The sequence below is a fragment of the Brenneria izbisi genome, assembly GCF_025840185.1.
Lineage (GTDB): Bacteria > Pseudomonadota > Gammaproteobacteria > Enterobacterales > Enterobacteriaceae > Brenneria > Brenneria izbisi.
The window spans coordinates 1-21435 of sequence record NZ_JAMPJU010000011.1 but is presented as its reverse complement, the minus strand read 5'-3'; the positions used below and the strand labels follow the sequence as shown (position 1 = coordinate 21435).

Sequence of the window (21435 nt, the reverse complement as noted above, 5' to 3'; positions counted from 1 at the left end):
CACTTAACACACCCGTATCTCCACGCCTTGTTGCTTAAGATATTGTTTCAGTTCAGCAATATTAATGATCTGCTTGTGAAACACGGAGGCGGCCAGCGCGCCATCAACATGCGCGGTCTGGAACGCGTCCAGAAAATGTTCCATCGTACCCGCGCCGCCAGAAGCGATGAGCGGAACATGACAAATGTCGCGGACTAAATTCAGTTGGCGCAAATCGTAGCCATTGCGCACGCCGTCCTGATTCATCATATTCAGGACAATCTCGCCCGCGCCGCGTTTTTGTACTTCTTCAACCCAGTCCAGCGTTTCCCAGGTCGTGACTTTAGTGCGCGTTTCGTCGCCGGTGTATTGATTGACGTGATAACGGCCCGTTGCCGTGTCGTGCCAGGTATCAATCCCAACCACGATACATTGTACGCCGTAACGATCGGCCAGTCGGGTAATTAACGCAGGATCAGCCAGTGCGGGTGAATTGATGGAGATTTTATCTGCGCCGAAAGAAAGAATTTGTCCCGCCTCTTCAACGCTTTTAATGCCGCCTGCGACACAGAAAGGAATATCGATCACTTCCGCCACGCGGGAAACCCAGCTTTTATCGACAACACGACCATCAGAGGAAGCGGTGATATCGTAAAACACCAGTTCATCCGCGCCTTCCTGAGCATAGCGCTGCGCCAGTGGCACAATATCGCCGATGATTTCGTGGTGGCGAAATTGTACGCCTTTGACAACCTGGCCGTCACGCACGTCCAGACAAGGAATTATCCGTTTTGCCAGCATGTAATAGCCTCCGCTACGTTAAATTTACCTTCCAACAGCGCTCGCCCGACAATCACCCCTTGTACGCCGCTATCGCGCAGATTGGCGATATCCGTCAGGTTGCCGATGCCGCCTGAAGCCTGGAAAGCCACTTGCGGGTAGCGCTGGCTGATTTCACGATAGAGATCGACATTCGAACCGCTCAGGGTGCCGTCGCGTGAAATATCGGTACACAGCACATGCTTCAATCCGAAAGGCAGATACTGTTCAACGATTTGCTCAAGCGTCGCATTTGAATTTTCCTGCCATCCGCTGATTGCCACCTGTTTAACGCCGTTGGCATCAATACGCACATCTAAGGCGAGAACCAATGCTTCAGCGCCATAGCGAGTGAACCACTGCTGTACGCGAGCCGGTTCTTTAACGGCGGTGGAGCCAATCACCACCCGGCGGGCGCCGGCTTCCAGCAGTGCTTCAACGTCTTGTTCAGTGCGAATACCGCCGCCCACTTGCACCGGGACACTAACGCCTGACAACAGTTTTTTGAGCAGCGGGATCTGGCGCGTGGCGGGATCTTTGGCGCCGGTTAAATCAACCAGATGTAAAACCTGCGCGCCTTGCTGCTGATAATCCTGCAAGCGCGGCAACGGATCGCTGCCATACTGACGCTGCTGACCATAATCGCCCTGATGTAAACGGACAACCTGTCCGTCAATCAGATCCAATGCGGGAATAATCATGACGATCTACATCTCCAGAAAGTTTTTCAGCAACTGCGCGCCAGCGGCACCGGAACGCTCAGGGTGGAACTGGACGCCAAAGAAATTATCCTTTTCCACGGCGGCGGTGAATGTTTCGCCGTAGTTGGTCTGCGCGATAGTATTGGCGCACACCGGCATGGCGTAGCCATGCACGAAATAGAAATAGGCGCCGTCATCAATATCGCGGAATAAACGGTGGCCCGCCTGCGGCGTCACCTGATTCCAGCCCGTATGGGGCAGCGGCAGCCCATGATCGAGCATACGTTTTACCGGTTCGTCAACAATGCCCAGCGTCTCAATCCCACCGCTTTCATCGCTGGACGAACCGAGCAATTGCATTCCCAGACAAATACCGAGCACCGGTTGAGTACAGGTTTTGATAAGATCGATCAGATTACGTTCCCGCAACTGATCCATCGCCGCCTGCGCGGTGCCGACGCCAGGGAGAAACAGTTTATCCGCCTGTAGCACGATCTCGGCTTTGAGGCTGACCACCGGATCGTAGCCAAGTCGTTGTACGGCATAGGTTACGGAAGAGAGGTTGGCACAACCGGTATCCAGAATGACGACCTTCATTACAGCACCCCTTTAGAACTCGGCAACGTATCGCCTTCGACCCGAATGGCCTGGCGCAGCGCACGGCCAAACACTTTGAACAGACTTTCCACCCGGTGATGATCGTTACGGCCTTTGGTTTTCAGGTGCAGGGTACAGGCCATGGCGTAAGACAGCGAGCGGAAGAAGTGTTCCACCATTTCCGTGCTCAAATCTCCCACGCGCTGGTAGCTGAACTCGGCTTTATATTCCAGATGCGGACGCCCGGAGATATCCAGCGCACAGCGCGCCAGGCATTCATCCATCGGCAGTACGAAACCAAAACGGCCAATCCCGCGTTTGTCGCCCAGCGCCTTGTTCAGCGCTTCACCCAGCGCCAGTCCGGTATCTTCCACTGTGTGGTGATCATCAATATACAGATCGCCTTTGACTTCGATTTGCATACGGAAACCGCCGTGGGTGGCGATTTGATCCAGCATGTGGTCGAAGAAGCCGACACCGGTATTGATTTTGCTATTGCCTTCCTGATCCAGCCAGACATTAACGTCAATAGCGGTTTCACGCGTCACGCGATTGACATGCGCATGACGATTACGTTTGGTCAGTTGGCGGGCGATTTCCGCCCAGTTAAGCGTTTCACGTTGATAACGTAATCCGCTGATGCCCATGTTTTGCGCCAGTTGCAGGTCGGTTTCGCGATCCCCAATGACATAGCTATGCGCCCGATCCAGCACGCCATCTTGCAGATAGGCCGTCACCAACGCGGTTTTGGGTTTACGGCAGGCGCAATTGTCCGCTGGCAGGTGGGGGCAAATCAGGATCTCGCCGAAGCGAATCCCTTGAGACGCCAGGATCTGCATCATGAGATTGTGCGGCGGATCGAACGTTTCCTGCGGGAAACTCGCGGTTCCTAGTCCATCCTGATTGGTGATCATCACCAGCTTATAGCCTGCTTTCTGCAACGCCAGCAGCGATGGAATGACATCCGGCTCCAACGCCAATTTATCCAGTCGGTCAACCTGAAAATCCTCAGGCGGTTCTGCAATCAAGGTTCCGTCACGGTCGATAAAGAGATATTTCTGGCCCACATTGGCTCCTTAAGATTAAGCGTTGACGCCCGGTAATGATTGTAACGCGCTGATCACTCGCTCACATTCATAACGGTTGCCGATAGTGATACGCAAGCAACCGGAAAGTCCGGGTTGCCTATTTTGATCTCGCAGGATAATCCCTTGATCCCACAGCGTTTTGAAGATAAAGGACGAGGCGGAAAAACGAACCAGCAGATAATTGCTCTCGCTGGGATAGACATTTTCCACACAAGCAATGCCTGTCAGCGCCTGGCTAAGCCACGCCCGGTTTTCCTTGATTTCCGCCACCCGCGCTTTCATTTTGGCGATCCCCTCCTGGCTTAATGCTTGTGCGGCGATATCGGCGACCGGTGTGGAGAGCGGATAAGGGGCGATAACCTTCAGCAGTAATTGAATGACCTCGGCGTTAGCCAGCGTAAAACCGCAGCGCAGGCCCGCGAGAGAAAAGGCCTTCGATAGAGTTCGCAAAATAACCAGATGCGGATAGTCTTCCAGCCAGCCAGCGGTGGTAGCTTGCGGGCTGAACTCGATGTAAGCCTCATCGATGACCACCAGCGCCTTGCCTTGCGCCAGCGAGAGAAGTCGACGCAGATCGTCCTGCGGAACCAGATTGCCGGTCGGGTTGTTCGGACTGCACACATAGATGACTTTTACGCCGTCCAGTTGCGCGGCAATGGCGTCCAGATCCAACTGCCAGTCAGGTTTGCTCTCGATGGTGCGGCGCTCAACGCCAAAGGTTTCCGCACTGACGGCGTACATGCCGTAAGTCGGGGGGCAGAACATAATGGCATCTTTGCCGGGTTCGCAGAACGCGCGGATCAACAGTTCGATGCCTTCGTCGGCGCCGCGGCTGACCAACACCTGCTCTGGTTGTACGCCAGCATATTCCGCATAACGCTTTATCACGCTTGCCGGCTGACATTCAGGGTAGCGGTTCAACGTCTGCAAGGTCAGTTGAAATTCCGGGGCCTGCGGGTATTCGTTGGCATTCAGCCAGACATCGCCATTACCGCCCAGACGTCGCGCCGACTGGTAAGGCGTCAGGGCGCGGACATTGGCGCGCGCCAATTCTTCAATGCTCATGCTTGCTCCTTTAGGGTGGCGACACGGAGAGTAACGGCGTTTTTGTGGGCGGTAAGTTGTTCAGCCTGCGCCAGTGTCTCAATGGTCGGCGCCAGTTGCAGCAGACCCTGCGGGGTAAGTTGTTGCACGGTCATGCGCTTCTGGAAATCCGCCAGCCCCAGGCTGGAATAGGTCGAGGTGTAACCATAGGTGGGCAATACATGGTTGGTGCCTGAGGCATAGTCGCCCGCGGATTCCGGCGACCAGTCGCCGAGAAACACCGAACCGGCGCTGGTAATGCGCTCAACCAGCGATTCCGCATCACGCGTCTGGATGATCAGGTGTTCCGGGCCATATTGGTTGCTGATATCAATACATTGCGCCAGATCACGAGTCACAATCACCCGGCTGCCGGTCAACGCCTGACGAGCGATGTCGGCGCGGGAAAGCGAGGTAAGCTGCTGTTCAACTGCTTCGGTCACGGCTTTGGCCATGGCTGTATCCGGTGTCAGCAAAATAACCTGTGAGTCTGGCCCATGTTCCGCCTGAGAGAGCAAATCGGACGCCACAAACGCTGGCGTCGCGCCGCTATCGGCGATCACCAGCACTTCAGACGGACCAGCCGGCATATCAATCGCCGCGCCATCAAGTTGTTGGCTTACCTGACGTTTGGCTTCCGTGACATACGCGTTCCCCGGACCAAATATTTTGTCCACTTTGGGTACGCTTTCGGTGCCGAAAGCCATGGCTGCAATCGCTTGCGCGCCGCCAAGCTGGAACACTTCCTGAATTCCGCATAATCGCGCGGCATACAGGATCTCATCGGCGATCGGCGGCGGCGAACACAGAACCACGCGTTGGCAACCGGCGATACGCGCCGGCGTCCCCAGCATGAGCACCGTTGATGGCAGAGGCGCGGAGCCCCCCGGAATATATAACCCCACGGTCGCTATCGGACGAGTAAGTTGCTGGCAACGCACGCCGGGCTGCGTTTCAATATCGACCACTGGCAGTTTTTGCGCATTATGAAAGGTTTCGATATTGCGCACGGCCACCGCCATCGCCTGTTTCACCTCTTCGTTCAGGCGTGCTGACGCGGCGTCGATCTCCGCCGCGGAGACGCGAATGGCGTCAATCTGAACCTTATCGAATTGCGCGCTATAGTCGCGTAGTGCGCGGTCGCCCTGGCTTTTCACCTTGGCGAGAATGTCGTTAACGATAGCGGTAATGCGGTCTGACGCGGAGATAGCCGGACGCGTCAGCAGTTGACGTTGTTCTTCAGCCGAGCAGCGCTGCCAGTCAATGATCGTATTGAAGTTGCCGGTGGTGCTGACATTGGTCGTGTTGTTAGGCATCGACATCACTCCATCATTTTTTCAATTGGCAATACCAGAATGGAACTGGCGCCAAGCGATTTGAGTTTTTCCATGGTTTCCCAGAACAGGGTTTCGCTGCTGACCATATGCATGGCGACGCGGCTTTGATCGCCAGCCAGCGGCAGCAAGGTTGGGCGTTCGGCGCCCGGCAATAATGCAATGACTTCTTCCAGACGTTCGCTGGGCGCGTGCAACATAATATATTTTGATTCACGCGCCTGAATAACGCCCTGCATCCGCGTCAGCAATTTATCGATCAATTCCTGTTTATCGGCGGGCATTTCGCCATCACGCTGGATCAGGCAGGCTTTGGAACGATAGATAACCTCGACTTCGCGCAGGCCATTGGCTTCCAGTGTGGCGCCCGTGGAAACCAGATCGCAAATGGCATCCGCTAATCCGGCGCGTGGCGCCACTTCAACCGAACCATTCAACAGGCAGGATTTGAAATTGACGGATTGACGATCGAGATATTGTTTGAGCAGGTGAGGGTACGACGTGGCGATGCGTTTGTTTTGCAGACATTGCGGTCCGGTGTACTCTTCGTCCAGCGCCATCGCCAGAGACAAACGGCAAGCGCCGAAATCCAGACGTCGCAGAGTAAAGTAGCGCGGATCTTCGCCCTGAGCGCGGCGGTTGAGTAGTTCTTCTTCCAGGACGTTTTCGCCGATAATTCCCAAATCGACTACACCATCCATAACCAGACCGGGAATATCATCATCGCGGACGCGCAGAATATCGATCGGCATATTTTCAGCAAAAGCGATAAGACGTTGTTGATGTAAATTGATTTTAATACCACAACGAGCCAACAGTTCGCGTGAATCATCACTTAAACGACCTGACTTTTGCATTGCTATCCGTAAACGTGTTTTATCCAGCATGGAAACCTCATTAACCTGTCAAATTAAGTACTATTTTCAAATATATGGGCCAGTAATAAAAAAGCCCTCGGAAGTGATCTTCCGAGGGCTTTCTTTGCGTTCTGCGCCACTGGAAGATCTGAATGTCTTCCAGCACCAACCGCCTGAAAGACTAGTCAGGATGATGGTGATGATGGTGATTAAACAGAACGCGTGTCATAAAATGTCTCTTGGTTATACTGAAGTAAAACTACCTGCCGAATAACCTAAACCATGTACCGGCCTGCGCGCAACTCTTTTTTATTGAATGCGGCGTGAAGCGTGGGATTGAGGTTGTTACCGCGCAGGATGGCGAGATGAAGGTCGAGGTGGAGCGGACAATGAAAAAAGTGGCGATTATCGGATTGGGGTGGTTGGGAATGCCGCTGGCGTTGGCGCTGAATGGGCAGGGCTATCAGGTTGTCGGTAGTAAAACGACGATTGATGGCGTGGAAGCGGCTCGGATGAGCGGTATCGAATGTTATCTGCTCAAACTTACCCCCGAATTGCAATGCAATACCGATGAACTCAACGCCTTATTGCAGGCGGACGTGCTCATTATCACGCTGCCCGTCAGCCGCACGGCGCAAAGCGGAGAAGGTTATGCGCAGGCGGTGCAGCAACTGGTCAATACCGCGCGCGTTTTCCATGTTCCGCGTATTATTTTCACCAGTTCAACATCCGTTTATGGCGGCAGCGAGGGAATGGTGAAAGAAAACTCACCATTAAACCCGGTCACCAGCGCGGGGAAAGTGTTGGTATCGCTTGAGCAATGGTTGCAGCATCTGCCGGATACTACCGTTGATATTCTGCGTTTGGCGGGATTGGTTGGTGGTGAGCGGCATCCGGGGCGTTTTCTGGCGGGGAAAACGGCATTACGCGATGGCGCTCATGGTGTGAATCTGGTGCATCAGGAAGATGTGATGTCGGCTATTCAACTGCTGCTGAAACGGCCGCACGGCGGACATCTGTATAACCTTTGTGCGCCGGAACACCCCGCCAGACAGGATTATTATCCCGATCAGGCTCGCAAACTTAATCTGGCGCCGCCGCAGTTTGTAACGGAAAGCGATGATACGCCGGGACGCCTGGTGGACGGACAGCGTATTTGTCATGAACTTGGGTTTGAATATCAATATCCCGATCCGATGACGATGCCGCTGAATTAATCAGACAGCACTGACTATTCGACCCTTTAATGCATTTCCGCTTAATTCTTCTAAAGTTGCAAGCAAGATGTGTCGATAGCGTTTAAACCGATTTGTATCATGTGCTTCATAAAATATGCGGCAATAAAACCATTGATGGTGGGGATGAGAACGGTGGATGAAAACCTAAAAGAGCAGTTTGTTAAACGCAATAAACTGGCTATCTGTGCAACGCTGCGTGAGTTGAAGAAGAATGAAACGACCGTAATGGTTCATCATGATCATGGTCAGTTCATCAGTAAAATTCTTGATGTCATGGTCGATAGCGATATTTTCGTTTTTGACCTGGGCGGGGTAGAGCATGAGAACAGTCGGGCATTGTATGCCGGTTTGTTGTCGTTTGTCGCCGAACCCGCCGGTGCCAAGGTCGAGTTTCAGGCGGAAATTGGTCGCACTATCGATTTTCAGGGATTACCGGCGTTTACGGCATCCATTCCTGAGCAACTTTATCTGATTCAACGCAGAACCTATTTTCGCATCAATACCCCATTGTGGCCGCCGTTGACATGTCGCGGGGAATTGCCGGATGAAAGCAATTTTCAATTCACGATCAAAGATCTGTCTCTGGGTGGACTAAGTTTATATACCGACCGGGATACATCGGAGTTGTTGACGCCGGGCGATATTATCGAGCAGGTTGAAATGGATCTCGACGAATATGGTTTCTTCTGTGTTGATTTACAGTTTATCAGCCAGTCGGCGGTGAAAGTTGTCGATAACAAAGGCGAAATCAAACTGACTCAGCGTCTCAGCTTTAAATTTCCTGCCTTGTCCGCCGCACAAGAGCGTGATTTGCAGCAGGTCATTTTTGAGCTCGAAAGATTGCAGAATGAGAAAAAAAGAAAGTTTCAGGAAATGTGATTTTTAGCCGCGACCTTTACGGCATAGACTCTCAACAGCAAAATCATTGTGCAGAAATAAAAAAGCGGAGCATCATTCTCCGCTTTTTTATGGCGGGGAGTTAGCTGGTCAATGTCTGCGCATAGGTAAAGAGGGTCTTGATCAAGGCTGTTTTGGTATTATCACCTTCATAACGTTGATAAAGCGCCTCCAGTTGCGCAATGTATTCCTGTAAACATTCAGCAGTAAACACGGATCGCCGATGCTGTAACCAGCGCTGTTGTTCACCATCATCCAGCGTTTGGGGAAAATTGCGCGCCCGATAGCGAAACAATAGCGGTTCCAGACGATCATCGACAAACTTGAGATCCAATGCCGGGAGATTCTGCGGCGCCGTTTCCAGAATAATCTTCATGGACATACGATCGGCATCGCCGAAAAACCCATCGTATAACCTGAGGTCAACGTCGCTGACCGCAGGGAACGGCGAGGATTGAGCAAACAGTTCGACGGCTTTTTCTCTGACCTGCGAGTTCTGACGCAGCAACGCCAGGTTGTCCAGACTGCGCTGGCGATCAATGCCCAGCCGCGCCGCATCGTCTGGTCGCAGGGCGCTGGCCGGTGCTAGCACCGGGCATTTATTGATATGCACCAGTTTGAGCGGCACCGGGCTTTGGTCGGGCGTTAACCGATCGCGAGGCGTATACAGGCGTTCACGCAATGCATCGGCATCCAGCGTAAGCAGCGGCGTCATATCACCAGCCAGATCGCACATAATCACCGCGTTACGGTTGTCCGGGTGCCAGGCGAGCGGCGCCACCCAACTGGTGTTGCCTCTTACCGCGCCGAACATACCGGAAACATGCACCAGCGGCTTCATTTGCGGTATATCGATAAGCTGGCTGACTTTGTTCTTATTGCGTAACTGGAACAGATAATCAAACAGTTTGGGTTGCGCTTGTTTTAGCCGTTTTGCCATGGCGATAGTGGCGTAGACATCGGACATCGCGTCGTGGGCATGTTCATGCGCGACGCCGTTGGCGGCGGTCAGATGCTCCAGTTTGAAGCTGGGCAACCCTTCATCATTTTTAGGCCAGACAATGCCTTCTGGACGCAGCGCATAGCAGGCGCGCAACGCATCCAATAAATCCCAGCGAGAATTGCCGTTTTGCCAACTGTAGGCATAGGGATCATAGAAATTGCGATAAAATATATTGCGGCTGACTTCATCATCAAACCGGATATTGTTGTATCCCATGATACAGGTGCCAGGCACACTGAAAGCATCGTGAATATGGCGCGCAAACTCGGCTTCATTCATGCCTTTGGAAATGGCCAACTGGGGCGTTATCCCGGTAATCATCACCGCTTCGGGGTCTGGCAGGTAGTCATCGGTCGGTTTGCAATAAATAACCAGGGGTTCATCGATGATATTGAAATCCATATCAGTACGGACGCCGGCAAATTGCGCGGGACGATCGCGCGCCGGATGTTTGCCGAACGTCTCATAGTCATGAATGAAAAATGTGGGTTGCGTTTTATCGGCCATATTTACGTGTGATTAAATGATCGCTCTCAGGCGGAAACGGATAACAGGCACTAAGGATAACACTGAATAACGCGCTCAAGCGCACTTTCCTGATGTAGCACACTTTCCCTCTTTTTTAATTGCTAGTCATACGCACTCACATTCGGTTACACTTTTCCCTCTTAATGCGAATGATAATGAAATTCTTTATTGCTTGAGACCGTCTCAGGCAAAACGCAGCAACAGCAGAGGAGTGAGCGCGTGAACGTAGCGATTGCGGTGAAAACAACATTATTAGCGTCGATATTGGCGCTGGCTGGGTGCGATCAGACTTCCGCACCCGGTGAAGGGACGCAAACGATCGCTATTGAGCATGCTCAGGGAACGACGCAGGTGCCGCAACAGCCTGAGAAAGTTATTGTTTTCGATCCGGCTGTTCTGGATACGTTGGATGCGCTGAACGTGAATATTGCTGGCGTACCGAAGAGCGGTACGCGTTTACCTCCATTTCTTGCCAAATATAGCAGTGATGATTACTTTGACGTCGGTACGTTATTCGAACCGAATTACGAGGCAATCAGCAGCGCCAAGCCTGATCTGATTATCGCTGGCGGACGTACCCGCGATGCTTACGATAAATTGAGCGCTATCGCGCCGACCATTTCCATGGATGTTGATGAAAGTCAGTTTATGACCAGCTTTTCCCAGCGTATCGAACAATTGGGAACCATTTTTGGCAAAGAAGAGGAAGCCAAAAAACAATTGGCGGACTTCAAGCAGAATATCGGCCAGACTCGTGAAAAAGCCGCTAACGCAGGCAGTGCGCTGGTGCTGATGGTGACAGGCGGAAAAATGTCCGCCTATGGCCCGAAATCCCGTTTCGGCTTTGTTTTCGATGAGTTGGGATTTAAACCCGCAACCGAGTTTCCTGAGGCCGGACGTCACGGCAATGTGGTGACGTCGGAGTTCCTGCTGAGCGTCAATCCTGAGTGGTTATTCGTACTGGATCGCGACAGCGCGATTGGTCGTACCGGCAGCGAGTCGGCATTACAGGTACTGGATAATCCGCTGATCCATAAAACGGCCGCCTGGCAGAACAACCGCGTTATCTACCTTGATTCCTCTTCACTTTATATTGCCGGTGGTTTGCAAAGTTATCAGGCGCTGATACGTGATGTGAACGACGCACTGGATAAAAAATAACGGCAGGTCGCGGCAGGATAATGAAATCTCTCTATTTTTCGCTTGGCATCTGTTTGCTGGTCGGTATGGTTATCATCAGCCTGTTCATCGGCGTGGGGCGGATGAACTTCCAGGCGCTCTGGTCCGACCCGGCAATGCGCGATATTTTCTTTATCAGCCGTGTGCCACGTACTCTGGCCTTGCTTCTGGCCGGTAGCGCCATGAGCGTGGCCGGTCTGATTATGCAATTACTGACCCAGAACCGCTTTGTTGAGCCCTCCCTGGCGGGAACAACGCAGTCCGCCGGACTGGGATTGCTGGCTGTCATGGTGCTGGCGCCGGGTGCGTCTATCTTGCTTAAAATGACCGTCGCCAGCCTGTTTGCCCTGGCCGGCACCTTGCTGTTCATGATGTTGCTGCGACGGGTAGTGCTTAAATCGGCACTGGTTGTGCCGTTGGTGGGCATTATGCTGGGGGCGGTGATTAGCGCGATCACGACCTTTGGCGCCATGCATTTTGATCTGTTGCAGGCATTGGGCAGTTGGGAGGCCGGGGATTTCTCCGGTGTGCTGCAAGGACGTTATGAACTGCTCTGGTTGGTCGGCCTGCTGACGCTGCTTGCCTGCTGGGTTGCCGATCGTTTTACCGTGGCGGGCATGGGACGAGAATTTTCTGTCAACGTCGGGCTCAACTACCGGCAGGTGATGTTGATGGGATTATCCATTATCGCGGTTATCAGTGGCGTGGTGGTGGTGGTGGTCGGCAATCTGCCTTTCCTCGGCCTTATCGTGCCTAATCTGATTAGCATGTTGTTCGGCGACAATGTGCGTAAAACCATTCCCTGGGTGTGTCTGCTAGGTGGTGGTCTGGTGTTGTTCTGTGACATCATCAGTCGGGTAATTCGTTATCCATTTGAAATTCCTGTGAGCGTGATCCTTGGCGTTATCGGCGCTGCTGTCTTCCTTCTTTTATTGTTAAGTCAAAAACGCCATGTCGGTTAATGAACCTAATACCTCGTTGCCGACGGTTGTCGGCGCGGCGCGAGCCGGTCTGTCTCCCCGCCAGCGGCTGATGTGGCTGGCCGGGATTTCACTGGCGTTGATCGTGATATTTATGACCATCAACCTCGGCAGCAACCTACGATACATTATGACGCACCGCGGATTGATACTGTCCACCATGTTGCTGGTCGCATTTGCCGCCAGCGCCTCGACAGTCCTGTTTCAAACCGTCACTAACAACCGCGTATTGACTCCCTCGATCATGGGATTTGAAGCGCTGTTTATCCTCATTCAAACGGCTTTGGTTTTTATATTCGGCAGCGGAGGCATTCCTGGGCTGGGAATAACGGGCAAGTTTGTTTTCGAAGCTGTGCTGCTGATTCTGTTTGCCGCGATCCTATATCGCTGGTTATTTACCGGTAGTCGTAACAATCTGCATCTGGTGCTGCTGGTCGGGATCATCTGCGGTACGCTGTTTCGCAGTATGTCGAATCTGATGCAACGCTTACTGACTCCCAGCGAGTTCGCCGTTGTGCAGGGACGGATGTTCGCCACCTTTACCCGTGCGGCGCCTGAATTGATTGCGTTGTCCGCAATGATCGCCGTGCTGGTCGCTCTGGTTATTTGGCGTATGCGTTTTCGTTTTGATGTATTGGCCCTGGGGCGTAATACGGCCGTCAATCTGGGGATGGACTATAAACGCAGCATAACGATCATCCTGCTGCTGGTGTCCATCCTGGTGGCGATATCAACCGCGTTGGTGGGGCCGCTGACCTTCCTCGGTTTTATGGTCGCTAATCTGGCGTATCTGGTGGTGGGATCCAGCCAGCATCGCCTTTTGCTGCCGGGCGCTTTTCTGTTGGGCGTGATTGCGCTGGTGGGGGGACAACTGGTTCTGGAACATCTGCTCAATATGGCCGGCGCGTTGTCCGTCGTCATTGAGTTTATCGGGGGATCTCTGTTTATCTTATTGTTACTGAAAAAGGTTTCCGTGTGATTGAAATCGATAATGTAACCAAAACATACAACAATGCGGCGGTATTGAAAAACGTCACCGCGACCATTCCGCGAGGTGGCGTCACGTCGATTATTGGCCCGAATGGTGCAGGGAAATCAACCTTGTTATCTATCGTCAGCCGCTTGTTGGAAGCCGATCAGGGGCGGGTCAGCATCAATGGCATGGATGTATCGACCACGCCGAGCGATAAACTGGCGACCTGTCTGTCCGTGTTGCGACAGGAAAACCAGTTTGCCAGTCGGTTAACGGTTGAGGAACTGGTCGGGTTTGGGCGCTATCCTTATACCAAAGGGCGTCTGAATGCGGATGACCATAAACGCATCGCCGCGGCGTTGGCGTTTCTTAACCTGACCGAATTGAAAGACCGTTTTTTGGATGAGCTTTCCGGCGGTCAGCGTCAGCGGGCTTATGTCGCAATGGTGTTGTGTCAGGATACTGAATATGTCCTGTTGGACGAACCGCTGAACAATCTGGATATGAAGCATGCAGTGGCAATGATGAAACAAATTCGTCGTGCTGCGGATGAACTGGGTAAAACCATTGTTCTGGTTATTCATGATATCAATTTTGCTTCCGCTTACTCTGATTACATCATCGCCATGCGACAAGGCCAGATTATCTACAGCGGCAAACCGGAAGAAATCATGATGTCCGAGATCCTGGCGGATATTTTTGATACTGAAGTGGTGATTGAGCAGGTTCATAATCAGCGCATTGCTGTGTATTATCGATGATTAATCGGTTGCGGAACAAATCGCCGATCATCGACAGCAATCCTCCTGTAACTTGAAAGATTACGGGGTTAACCTGTATGGTGGACGCATAAAGAATCTGTGTATGACTTAAGTAAGGGTAAAGAAATGGATAAGGATACTAAGCCGTGTTTCCAGGATGTGCTGGAATTTGTGCGTATGTTCCGTCGCAAAAATAAACTGCAACGTGAAATTGCTGATAACGAAAAGAAAATCCGTGACAACCAGAAGCGCGTTTTACTGCTTGATAACCTGAGTGAGTATCTGAAACCGGGTATGACCATTGAGGACGTACAAGGCATAATCGCCAATATGCGTAGTGATTATGAAGATCGTGTTGATGATTACATCATCAAAAATGCGGATTTGTCGAAAGAACGCCGTGACTTGTCCAAGAAACTGAAAGCCATGGGCGAAGTAAAATAATCTTTCCTCTTTGTTCTGTCTGCCGGCAGGACTACTTTAGCCAAAGGGATCGCGTAAGCGGTCCCTTTTTGCGGGTATCACAAAACCCACCATCGTCATCCCTCCTGATTGCCGCATAAAAGTGCATAACGTTTTGCACGCTGCCTGCAACTGACTGTAACGACCAACAATGGTTGCGTAGTGGATTCCAATAATCCGCTGATGAACTAGGCGCAGCGTGAAGGTTGTAACACACTGTTTTTGCCGCGCCAGATTTTGAAATGGGATGTTTTGAAATCAGAAGTTTTGAAGTCAGAAGTTTTGAAAATTATCTGCATCGCAGAACCGTCGGAACCCAAACCGGGATGTGGGGGGCAAATGAAGTGCGTATCGGTGAGTATCCTGAGTATGGCCGTTATTCTCGGCGTTTTACCGTTGCTGATCCTGCCGGCATTACCGGTAAGCGGGCTATTATGGGCGGGATTAAGTCTGTCTTGCATCGCCTGGTTAAAAAACAAGGCGTGCTGGTCCGCCGTCATAGCCGTAGCGCTTTTCAGTTTCTGTTGGGCGGGCCTAACGGCCCAGACATTGCTAAAGCAAGTCGAGCAACTGGCGCAAGGAACCGTAGATGCCGTGGTCACCATTAGCAGCGTCAGCTTTGCCGGGTTTGATGAAAATCGGGTGATTGTCAGGTTGGAGAAGGTGAATCAACACTGGGTGTTTCCTCCGCTTTATGCACAGGTCACGCTGGCGAACGATATGCGCAACTGGTGCGGCGGTCAACGGTGGGCGGTCACTGCGCAGTTGCGTCCTGTCCATAGCCGACTGAATGAAGGCGGGTTCGATCGCCAACGCTGGGCGATAGCGAAACGCCAGCCGTTGGCGGGGAAAATTCTCTCAGCGCGGATCATGGGGGCTGAATGCGACATGCGCCAGCGTGTGATCTCGCAGGCGGAGCGGCAAACGGCGACATTGCCGTGGCGTGCTATTTTGCTGGCGTTGGCTTTCGGTGAAATGAAAACCGTCGATCCCGAAATCAAGACTCGGTTACAGCAAACCGGAACCATGCATCTGATGGCGATTTCCGGCCTGCATATTGCGTTGGCCGCTGGATTCGGTTGGGCGGTGGCGCGGGCGATACAATATGGTTTCCCTGTCCACTGGATCGGTTATCGGTTGCCACTGCTGACCAGCGTGCTGATCGCCTGGGGCTATGTCTGGCTGGCGGGCGGCAATCCGCCTGCGGTCAGAGCGGCAATGGCGCTTTCCATCTGGATGGCGTTGAAAATCAGCGGGGTACTCTGTTCGCCTTGGCAAGTCTGGTTATGGTGTGTGGCAATGATTTTGCTATGCGATCCCCTCAGCGTGTTGTCCGACAGTTTCTGGCTCTCCTGTCTGGCTGTGGCCGCGCTTATTTTCTGGTTTCAATGGGCGCCGCTGCCTCTCCGCTGCCAGACGCGATTGCGCTGGTTCTGGTTACGCTGGATACATCTGCAAACCGGCATTATCCTGCTGCTGATGCCGTTGCAACTGGCCTTGTTTCATGGATTTAGCCTGATGTCTCTGCCTGCCAATCTATGGGCGGTGCCGGTGGTTTCGTTTATTACCACGCCGCTTATTTTACTAGCCCTACCGTTGATGTTGTTCCCTGCCTTGAGTGACTGGCTGTGGCGGCTGGGAGACGGGTCATTGAACGCGGTGTTCATACCGCTTTCTTATTTGCAGAGCGGCTGGGTAAATCTTGATGGCTCCTTGCTGATTGGCAGCCTGGCGGGTTGGATGATGGTGGTTATCTGGCGTTTTGCATGGTGGAAAAGTTATCCCGGCACGTTGGGCGCGTTGATCGTGCTGCTTGTGATGTCCCGCATGAAAAATGATCCACCTAACTGGCGCGTCGATATGCTGGATGTGGGGCATGGGCTGGCCATTGTCATCGAGCGTAATGGAAAAGCAGTGTTGTATGATACCGGAGGCCGGTGGCCAGGAGGGGATATGGCAACGAGAGAAATATTGCCTTATTTGCGCTGGCGTGGACTGAGCCTGGAAAGAATTATTCTGAGTCATAGCCATATGGATCACGCGGGGGGGCTGGATAAAGTGCGTCAGGCCTATCCCTCCGCCACGGTTTACCGTTCCTTTAATCAGCCGGGGCGTTCGTCCTGTTTGCAAGGGGACGTATGGAAGTGGCAGGGATTAACCTTCACGGTGTTATGGCCGGCCACGCGGGTGGCCGGAACGGAAAATAATGATTCATGCGTGATACGCATTGATGATGGCAAATATCGGGTTTTGCTGACCGGCGATATTGAGTCTGAAGCGGAAAAGCAATTGATTAAATGGCAAAGAGGCGCGTTAGCGGCGGATTTGTTACAAATTCCTCATCATGGCAGCAAGACCTCTTCCTCGCCCCCCTTTATTCGGGCGGTTAATGCACGATACATCGCGGCTTCCACCGCACGCTACAACCCGTGGCGACTGCCATCGATAAAAATTGTCGAGCGATATCGGCAACAGGGTTATGAATGGCTGGATACCGCCGCATCGGGACAACTGAGTGCGCGTTTTTACAGCGATTCATGGCGGATATTGCGCTTCAGGCAACAAATATCGCCCCGTTGGTATCATCAGTGGTTTGGCGTAAAGCGTTATAATGAGTAAAATAGGCGGCTATTTCTTTCTGGCTCAGGTTTATTGCATGCTGAATGATAAAGATCTCTCCACCTGGCAGACATTTCGTCGCCTATGGCCGATGATCTCTCCTTTTAAAGCGGGGCTAATTGTGGCCGCGATCGCGCTGATTATTAATGCGGCTGGCGATACGTTGATGCTGTCTCTGCTCAAGCCCTTGCTGGATGAAGGCTTTGGTAAAGCCGATCGCTCAATACTGGTGTGGATGCCGTTAGCGGTAATTGGCCTGATGTTGATGCGCGGCGTTTCCGGTTTTGTTTCCAGTTACTGCGTGGCCTGGGTTTCCGGTCAGGTGGTGATGAACATGCGTCGTCGCCTGTTTTCCCACATGATGGGCATGCCCGTTTCTTTTTTCGACCAGCAATCGACAGGAACGCTTTTATCCCGTATCACCTATGATTCGGAACAGGTGGCGGCGTCCTCTTCCAACGCGCTGATTACGGTCGTCAGGGAAGGGGCTTCTATCCTCGGCCTGTTCATTCTGATGTTTTATTACAGTTGGCAGCTTTCCATTATTCTGATTGTTATTGCGCCGATAGTATCGATTGCCATTCGCGTCGTCTCCAAACGCTTTCGTAATATCAGTAAAAGCATGCAGGATACGATGGGAAATGTGACCACCAGCGCCGAACAGATGTTGAAAGGTCATAAAGAAGTGCTGATTTTTGGCGGTCAGGCCGTAGAAGCCAAACGATTTGATAAGGTCAGCAACCGTATGCGGCAACAGGGAATGAAGCTGGTTTCGGCTTCCTCGATCTCTGACCCGATTATTCAATTGATCGCGTCGCTGGCGCTGGCCTTCGTTTTGTATGCCGCCAGTTTCCCCAGCGTTATGGAAACGCTGACGGCAGGGACGATCACCGTCGTGTTTTCTTCCATGATTGCGCTGATGCGCCCGTTGAAGTCACTGACCAACGTTAATGCGCAGTTTCAGCGCGGGATGGCGGCATGTCAGACATTGTTTGCCATTCTGGATATGGAGCAGGAAAAAGATAACGGCAAACTGGAGATTGACCGGGCGAAAGGCGATCTCGAATTCCGCAATGTCAGTTTTTCCTATCCGGGAAGAGAGAACCTGGCGTTGGATAATATCAGCCTGCATATTCCACCGGGAAAAACGGTGGCGCTGGTTGGGCGATCCGGTTCCGGTAAATCGACGATCGCCAATCTGATCACGCGTTTTTATGACATCCAGTCAGGCGAAATTCTGCTGGATGGCCACGATCTACGTGAATATACGTTGCCGTCGCTGCGTAATCAGGTGGCATTGGTTTCGCAGAATGTGCATTTATTTAATGACACTATCGCCAATAATATTGCCTATGCCTGTAATGATCGCTACAGCCGTGAGGAAATCGAGCGGGCGGCGACCATGGCCCATGCGATGGACTTCATCGGCAAGATGGAGCATGGACTGGATACCATGATTGGCGAGAACGGCGTGCTGCTTTCCGGTGGTCAGCGCCAGCGTATCGCGATTGCGCGCGCGTTGCTGCGGGATTGTCCGATTCTGGTGTTGGATGAAGCGACATCCGCATTGGATACGGAATCCGAGCGGGCTATTCAGGCGGCGTTGGACGAGTTGCAAAGAGATCGTACCGCGCTGGTTATCGCGCACCGTCTTTCCACCATTGAAAATGCTGATGAAATTTTGGTTGTTGAGGATGGACGTATTATTGAACGCGGCGAGCATGTCGCGTTACTGGCCAATAATGGCGCTTATGCTCAGCTACATAAAATGCAGTTTGGCGAATGATTGAACGTATCTGGTCGGGCCGCTCGCCGATTTATTGGCTATTGCTTCCTCTCTCACTGTTATACGGAGGCGTGACATTCCTTATCCGCCAAAGTTATCGCTGGGGCTGGCGTAAAAGCTGGCGCGCGCCGCTACCGGTGGTGGTGGTGGGCAATCTGACCGCTGGCGGTAGCGGGAAAACCCCGGTGGTGATCTGGCTGGTCGAGCAGCTACAGAAAAAAGGCTATCGGGTTGGTGTGGTGTCCCGTGGTTATGGCGGCAAAGCGGATCATTATCCCTTGCTGATTGATGAGGGTGTGACGACCTCGCAAGCCGGTGATGAACCGGTACTGATTTATCAACGTACCGGGGCGCCGGTCGCCGTGGCGCCGGAACGTCGTCTGGCGGTGCAAGCGTTATTGGCGCATTATCCTCTGGATATGGTAATCACTGACGACGGGCTACAACATTATGCATTGGAACGTGATATCGAGTTAGTGGTGGTGGACGGCATTCGACGTTTCGGCAATGGCTGGTGGCTCCCGGCAGGCCCTATGCGGGAGCGGGAAAGTCGCTTAACATCGGTGGATGCGATTATCGTGAACGGCGGTATTCCTCGTGAGGGAGAAATCGGCATGACGTTGACTATCGGTATGGCAACCAATCTGCTGTCCGGCGAAAAATGCGACGTTGCACAGTTGCAAAATGCCGTGGCGATGGCGGGAATTGGACATCCGCCGCGTTTTTTCGCCACGTTGCGTCAGTCCGGCGTCAATATTGCGCGTGAAATCGCCTTTGCCGATCATCAAAATTATCTGCCGGAGCAGCTTCAGGCGTTGACCGCTGATGACCGACAGCCGTTGTTAATGACGGAGAAAGATGCCGTCAAGTGCAGGACATTCGCCCGTGCTAATTGGTGGTATCTCCCGGTTGACGCCACGTTGTCAGAACCGCACGCAACGCAATTGCTCCGCTTGCTGGGAACGGTATTGAATAAGTGTTCCCCGCGTCGGCGGGGATAAACCACCACGACCGTAGTAATTGTAGAGACGGGTTGCCGGGTAAATGTACCGGCGGTCTGGTTATAACCCTGTTAGCTTCTATGATGGAGGAAGCATGGATCACCGTTTACTTGAGATTGTTGCCTGTCCGGTTTGTAACGGACGCTTGTACTTCAATAAAGAGAAGCTGGAACTGATATGCAAGGTTGATGGTCTGGCTTATCCGGTTCGCGATGACATCCCTGTTTTGCTGGAGAGTGAAGCGCGTGCTCTGGGTGCCGATGAGATAACACAATGAGTTTCACCGTCATAATTCCGGCGCGCTTTGCATCAAGCCGCTTGCCGGGTAAACCGCTGGCGGATATTAATGGCAAACCGATGGTGCTCCATGTGATGGCGCGAGCGCTGGAATCGGGCGCTCGGCGGGTTATTGTCGCCACCGATCATCCTGATGTTCAGGCCGCGGTTCAGCAGGCGGGCGGAGAAGTCTGTTTGACTCGCCCGGAGCATAACTCTGGCACAGAGCGTCTGGCGGAGGTCATCGAGCGCTATGGCTTTGCCGATGACGAAATTATCGTGAACGTGCAGGGTGATGAACCGATGATCCCGCCGGTCATTATCCATCAGGTTGCGGAAAATCTGGCTTCTTGTCGCGCTGGTATGGCGACGCTGGCGGTGCCGATAGAAACCAGTGAGGAAGCGTTTAATCCTAATGCGGTAAAAGTGGTTACGGATGCCGAAGGATATGCGTTGTATTTCTCACGCGCGACCATACCCTGGGAGCGTGAGCGGTTTGCTCAATCCAGAGAGAGCATCGGCGATCATTTTTTACGACATATTGGTATTTACGCGTATCGTGCGGGTTTCGTACGACGCTATGTCAGTTGGGCGCCCAGCCAGTTAGAGCAAATTGAACTGTTGGAGCAACTGCGTGTGCTATGGTACGGCGAAAAAATTCACGTCGCGGTGGCAAAAGCAATCCCCAGTGTCGGGGTGGATACGCCAGAAGATTTAGCGCGTGTACGGCTGGTGATGGCGAATCGTTGAGCCAGAAAATATCGATTACATGAATATTTAATTACAAACGGGGATTATCATCATTTGAAGATCCCCATTTTATTTGCACGCTGAATATAATTATCTAATTTTTATTTTTCACCAGATTGTATAATTTATTATCCCATTTAATCGGTGTTTCTGCTGATTAAGTTCATATGGAAAATAATCGGATATCAATAAATTTTTATTATTAATGGGTGAAATGTTTTCTTTTAATAGACGCGTGATAATCTGAAATTGCGGATCCATATCGTAAACGTTTAATTTCCAGGGGCATGACGTTTGGTATGTATTCTGCCAATTATTAGATATGGACAGTGTATTGTAATTGTTTTTACTAAGGATGGTCATTTTATGAATACTAAACATTATCTGGTAAAATTATTTCTGTGTTCGCTTTTAATCGGTGTGACAACAGACGCGCTGGCGCGAGTCTAAATAGCTTCGCATATTACCGCTCCATTTTAGCCAGTCCGTGTTGATTGCCGGGGAACGGCGATGCAGCATTCATA

At 52.2% G+C, this 21435-nt stretch carries 21 protein-coding genes and 1 other annotated feature; of the genes, 12 read left to right on the top strand and 9 right to left on the bottom strand.

Features of this window, described 5'->3' with window-relative positions; all coding sequences use genetic code 11:
* Positions 1-3: 3 nt before the first annotated feature.
* The 8 genes from hisF to hisL form a co-directional block, all read right to left on the bottom strand.
* A complete protein-coding gene (gene hisF / locus NC856_RS13655; protein WP_264090974.1) occupies positions 4-780 on the bottom strand; it encodes an imidazole glycerol phosphate synthase subunit HisF in 777 nt (258 codons plus the stop codon).
* Positions 762-1499 carry a 1-(5-phosphoribosyl)-5-[(5-phosphoribosylamino)methylideneamino]imidazole-4-carboxamide isomerase gene (gene hisA / locus NC856_RS13650; RefSeq protein ID WP_264090973.1) on the bottom strand — a complete coding sequence of 246 codons (738 nt, stop codon included), beginning with the start codon at positions 1497-1499 and terminating at the stop codon, positions 762-764. Before hisA ends, hisF begins: the two co-directional genes overlap by 19 nt.
* Positions 1500-1505: 6 nt before the next feature.
* Positions 1506-2096, bottom strand: coding sequence for an imidazole glycerol phosphate synthase subunit HisH (gene hisH, locus NC856_RS13645; protein ID WP_264090972.1), 591 nt, complete (start codon positions 2094-2096; stop codon positions 1506-1508).
* A complete protein-coding gene (hisB, locus tag NC856_RS13640) occupies positions 2096-3163 on the bottom strand; it encodes a bifunctional histidinol-phosphatase/imidazoleglycerol-phosphate dehydratase HisB (protein WP_264090971.1) in 1068 nt (355 codons plus the stop codon). The genes hisH and hisB overlap by 1 nt, the downstream gene beginning before the upstream one ends.
* A gap of 15 nt (positions 3164-3178) precedes the next feature.
* Entirely contained in the window at positions 3179-4249 is a 1071-nt protein-coding gene (gene hisC / locus NC856_RS13635) for a histidinol-phosphate transaminase (RefSeq protein ID WP_264090970.1), read from the bottom strand.
* Positions 4246-5583: a histidinol dehydrogenase gene (gene hisD / locus NC856_RS13630; protein ID WP_404802333.1), complete on the bottom strand. Its 1338-nt coding sequence runs from the start codon at positions 5581-5583 to the stop codon at positions 4246-4248. Before hisD ends, hisC begins: the two co-directional genes overlap by 4 nt.
* Positions 5584-5588: 5 nt before the next feature.
* Complete coding sequence (gene hisG / locus NC856_RS13625; protein ID WP_264090968.1) at positions 5589-6488, bottom strand: ATP phosphoribosyltransferase; 900 nt, start codon at positions 6486-6488, stop codon at positions 5589-5591.
* Between the two features lie 55 nt (positions 6489-6543).
* Positions 6544-6664, bottom strand: a sequence feature (His leader region).
* Positions 6640-6687, bottom strand: coding sequence for a his operon leader peptide (gene hisL / locus NC856_RS13620; RefSeq protein WP_106389040.1), 48 nt, complete (start codon positions 6685-6687; stop codon positions 6640-6642). (Overlaps the previous feature by 25 nt.)
* Positions 6688-6847: 160 nt before the next feature.
* On the opposite strand from hisL, the gene NC856_RS13615 reads away from it, so the two are divergent.
* Entirely contained in the window at positions 6848-7675 is an 828-nt protein-coding gene (locus NC856_RS13615; RefSeq protein WP_264091077.1) for an SDR family oxidoreductase, read from the top strand.
* 144 nt (positions 7676-7819) lie between these two features.
* Positions 7820-8575, top strand: a complete 756-nt coding sequence (locus NC856_RS13610; protein ID WP_264091076.1) for a flagellar brake protein — start codon at positions 7820-7822, stop codon at positions 8573-8575.
* A gap of 100 nt (positions 8576-8675) precedes the next feature.
* On the opposite strand, the gene sbcB is transcribed toward NC856_RS13610, so the two are convergent.
* A complete protein-coding gene (gene sbcB / locus NC856_RS13605) occupies positions 8676-10103 on the bottom strand; it encodes an exodeoxyribonuclease I (protein WP_264090967.1) in 1428 nt (475 codons plus the stop codon).
* A gap of 240 nt (positions 10104-10343) precedes the next feature.
* Here sbcB and NC856_RS13600 point away from each other — a divergent pair, with 240 nt between their 5' ends.
* The 10 genes from NC856_RS13600 (at position 10344) to kdsB (ending at position 20911) form a co-directional block, all read left to right on the top strand.
* On the top strand, positions 10344-11285 hold the full coding sequence (locus tag NC856_RS13600) for a siderophore ABC transporter substrate-binding protein (protein WP_264090966.1): 942 nt from the start codon (positions 10344-10346) through the stop codon (positions 11283-11285).
* A gap of 20 nt (positions 11286-11305) precedes the next feature.
* The gene (locus tag NC856_RS13595; protein WP_264090965.1) at positions 11306-12265 is read left to right on the top strand and encodes an ABC transporter permease; all 960 of its coding nucleotides are present in this window, start codon (positions 11306-11308) and stop codon (positions 12263-12265) included.
* A gap of 70 nt (positions 12266-12335) precedes the next feature.
* Positions 12336-13262 carry an iron chelate uptake ABC transporter family permease subunit gene (locus NC856_RS13590; protein ID WP_264091074.1) on the top strand — a complete coding sequence of 309 codons (927 nt, stop codon included), beginning with the start codon at positions 12336-12338 and terminating at the stop codon, positions 13260-13262.
* Entirely contained in the window at positions 13259-14017 is a 759-nt protein-coding gene (locus NC856_RS13585; RefSeq protein ID WP_264090964.1) for an iron ABC transporter ATP-binding protein, read from the top strand. The genes NC856_RS13590 and NC856_RS13585 overlap by 4 nt, the downstream gene beginning before the upstream one ends.
* A 126-nt stretch (positions 14018-14143) precedes the next feature.
* Positions 14144-14461 (top strand): PTS system regulator TmaR, encoded by a 318-nt coding sequence (gene tmaR / locus NC856_RS13580; RefSeq protein ID WP_264090963.1) that lies wholly within the window; start codon positions 14144-14146, stop codon positions 14459-14461.
* Between the two features lie 357 nt (positions 14462-14818).
* Positions 14819-17098: a ComEC family protein gene (locus tag NC856_RS13575; RefSeq protein ID WP_264090962.1), complete on the top strand. Its 2280-nt coding sequence runs from the start codon at positions 14819-14821 to the stop codon at positions 17096-17098.
* Between the two features lie 37 nt (positions 17099-17135).
* Positions 17136-18884 carry a lipid A ABC transporter ATP-binding protein/permease MsbA gene (msbA, locus tag NC856_RS13570; RefSeq protein ID WP_264091073.1) on the top strand — a complete coding sequence of 583 codons (1749 nt, stop codon included), beginning with the start codon at positions 17136-17138 and terminating at the stop codon, positions 18882-18884.
* Positions 18881-19885 (top strand): tetraacyldisaccharide 4'-kinase, encoded by a 1005-nt coding sequence (gene lpxK, locus NC856_RS13565; RefSeq protein ID WP_264090961.1) that lies wholly within the window; start codon positions 18881-18883, stop codon positions 19883-19885. The genes msbA and lpxK overlap by 4 nt, the downstream gene beginning before the upstream one ends.
* Before the next feature lie 94 nt (positions 19886-19979).
* Positions 19980-20162, top strand: coding sequence for a Trm112 family protein (locus NC856_RS13560; RefSeq protein WP_113867013.1), 183 nt, complete (start codon positions 19980-19982; stop codon positions 20160-20162).
* Positions 20159-20911 (top strand): 3-deoxy-manno-octulosonate cytidylyltransferase, encoded by a 753-nt coding sequence (gene kdsB, locus NC856_RS13555; RefSeq protein ID WP_264090960.1) that lies wholly within the window; start codon positions 20159-20161, stop codon positions 20909-20911. Before NC856_RS13560 ends, kdsB begins: the two co-directional genes overlap by 4 nt.
* Positions 20912-21435 lie beyond the last annotated feature (524 nt).

Coding starts and splice junctions, on each gene's coding strand:
- hisA (WP_264090973.1), bottom strand. CDS start 1,499: ATGATTATTCCCGCATTGGATCTGATTGACGGACAGGTTGTCCGTTTA.
- hisG (WP_264090968.1), bottom strand. CDS start 6,488: ATGCTGGATAAAACACGTTTACGGATAGCAATGCAAAAGTCAGGTCGT.
- NC856_RS13610 (WP_264091076.1), top strand. CDS start 7,820: ATGAGAACGGTGGATGAAAACCTAAAAGAGCAGTTTGTTAAACGCAAT.
- lpxK (WP_264090961.1), top strand. CDS start 18,881: ATGATTGAACGTATCTGGTCGGGCCGCTCGCCGATTTATTGGCTATTG.
- hisF (WP_264090974.1), bottom strand. CDS start 780: ATGCTGGCAAAACGGATAATTCCTTGTCTGGACGTGCGTGACGGCCAG.
- kdsB (WP_264090960.1), top strand. CDS start 20,159: ATGAGTTTCACCGTCATAATTCCGGCGCGCTTTGCATCAAGCCGCTTG.
- hisC (WP_264090970.1), bottom strand. CDS start 4,249: ATGAGCATTGAAGAATTGGCGCGCGCCAATGTCCGCGCCCTGACGCCT.
- NC856_RS13595 (WP_264090965.1), top strand. CDS start 11,306: ATGAAATCTCTCTATTTTTCGCTTGGCATCTGTTTGCTGGTCGGTATG.
- hisD (WP_404802333.1), bottom strand. CDS start 5,583: ATGCCTAACAACACGACCAATGTCAGCACCACCGGCAACTTCAATACG.
- NC856_RS13615 (WP_264091077.1), top strand. CDS start 6,848: ATGAAAAAAGTGGCGATTATCGGATTGGGGTGGTTGGGAATGCCGCTG.
- sbcB (WP_264090967.1), bottom strand. CDS start 10,103: ATGGCCGATAAAACGCAACCCACATTTTTCATTCATGACTATGAGACG.
- NC856_RS13560 (WP_113867013.1), top strand. CDS start 19,980: ATGGATCACCGTTTACTTGAGATTGTTGCCTGTCCGGTTTGTAACGGA.
- NC856_RS13575 (WP_264090962.1), top strand. CDS start 14,819: ATGAAGTGCGTATCGGTGAGTATCCTGAGTATGGCCGTTATTCTCGGC.
- msbA (WP_264091073.1), top strand. CDS start 17,136: ATGCTGAATGATAAAGATCTCTCCACCTGGCAGACATTTCGTCGCCTA.
- tmaR (WP_264090963.1), top strand. CDS start 14,144: ATGGATAAGGATACTAAGCCGTGTTTCCAGGATGTGCTGGAATTTGTG.
- hisH (WP_264090972.1), bottom strand. CDS start 2,096: ATGAAGGTCGTCATTCTGGATACCGGTTGTGCCAACCTCTCTTCCGTA.
- NC856_RS13590 (WP_264091074.1), top strand. CDS start 12,336: ATGTGGCTGGCCGGGATTTCACTGGCGTTGATCGTGATATTTATGACC.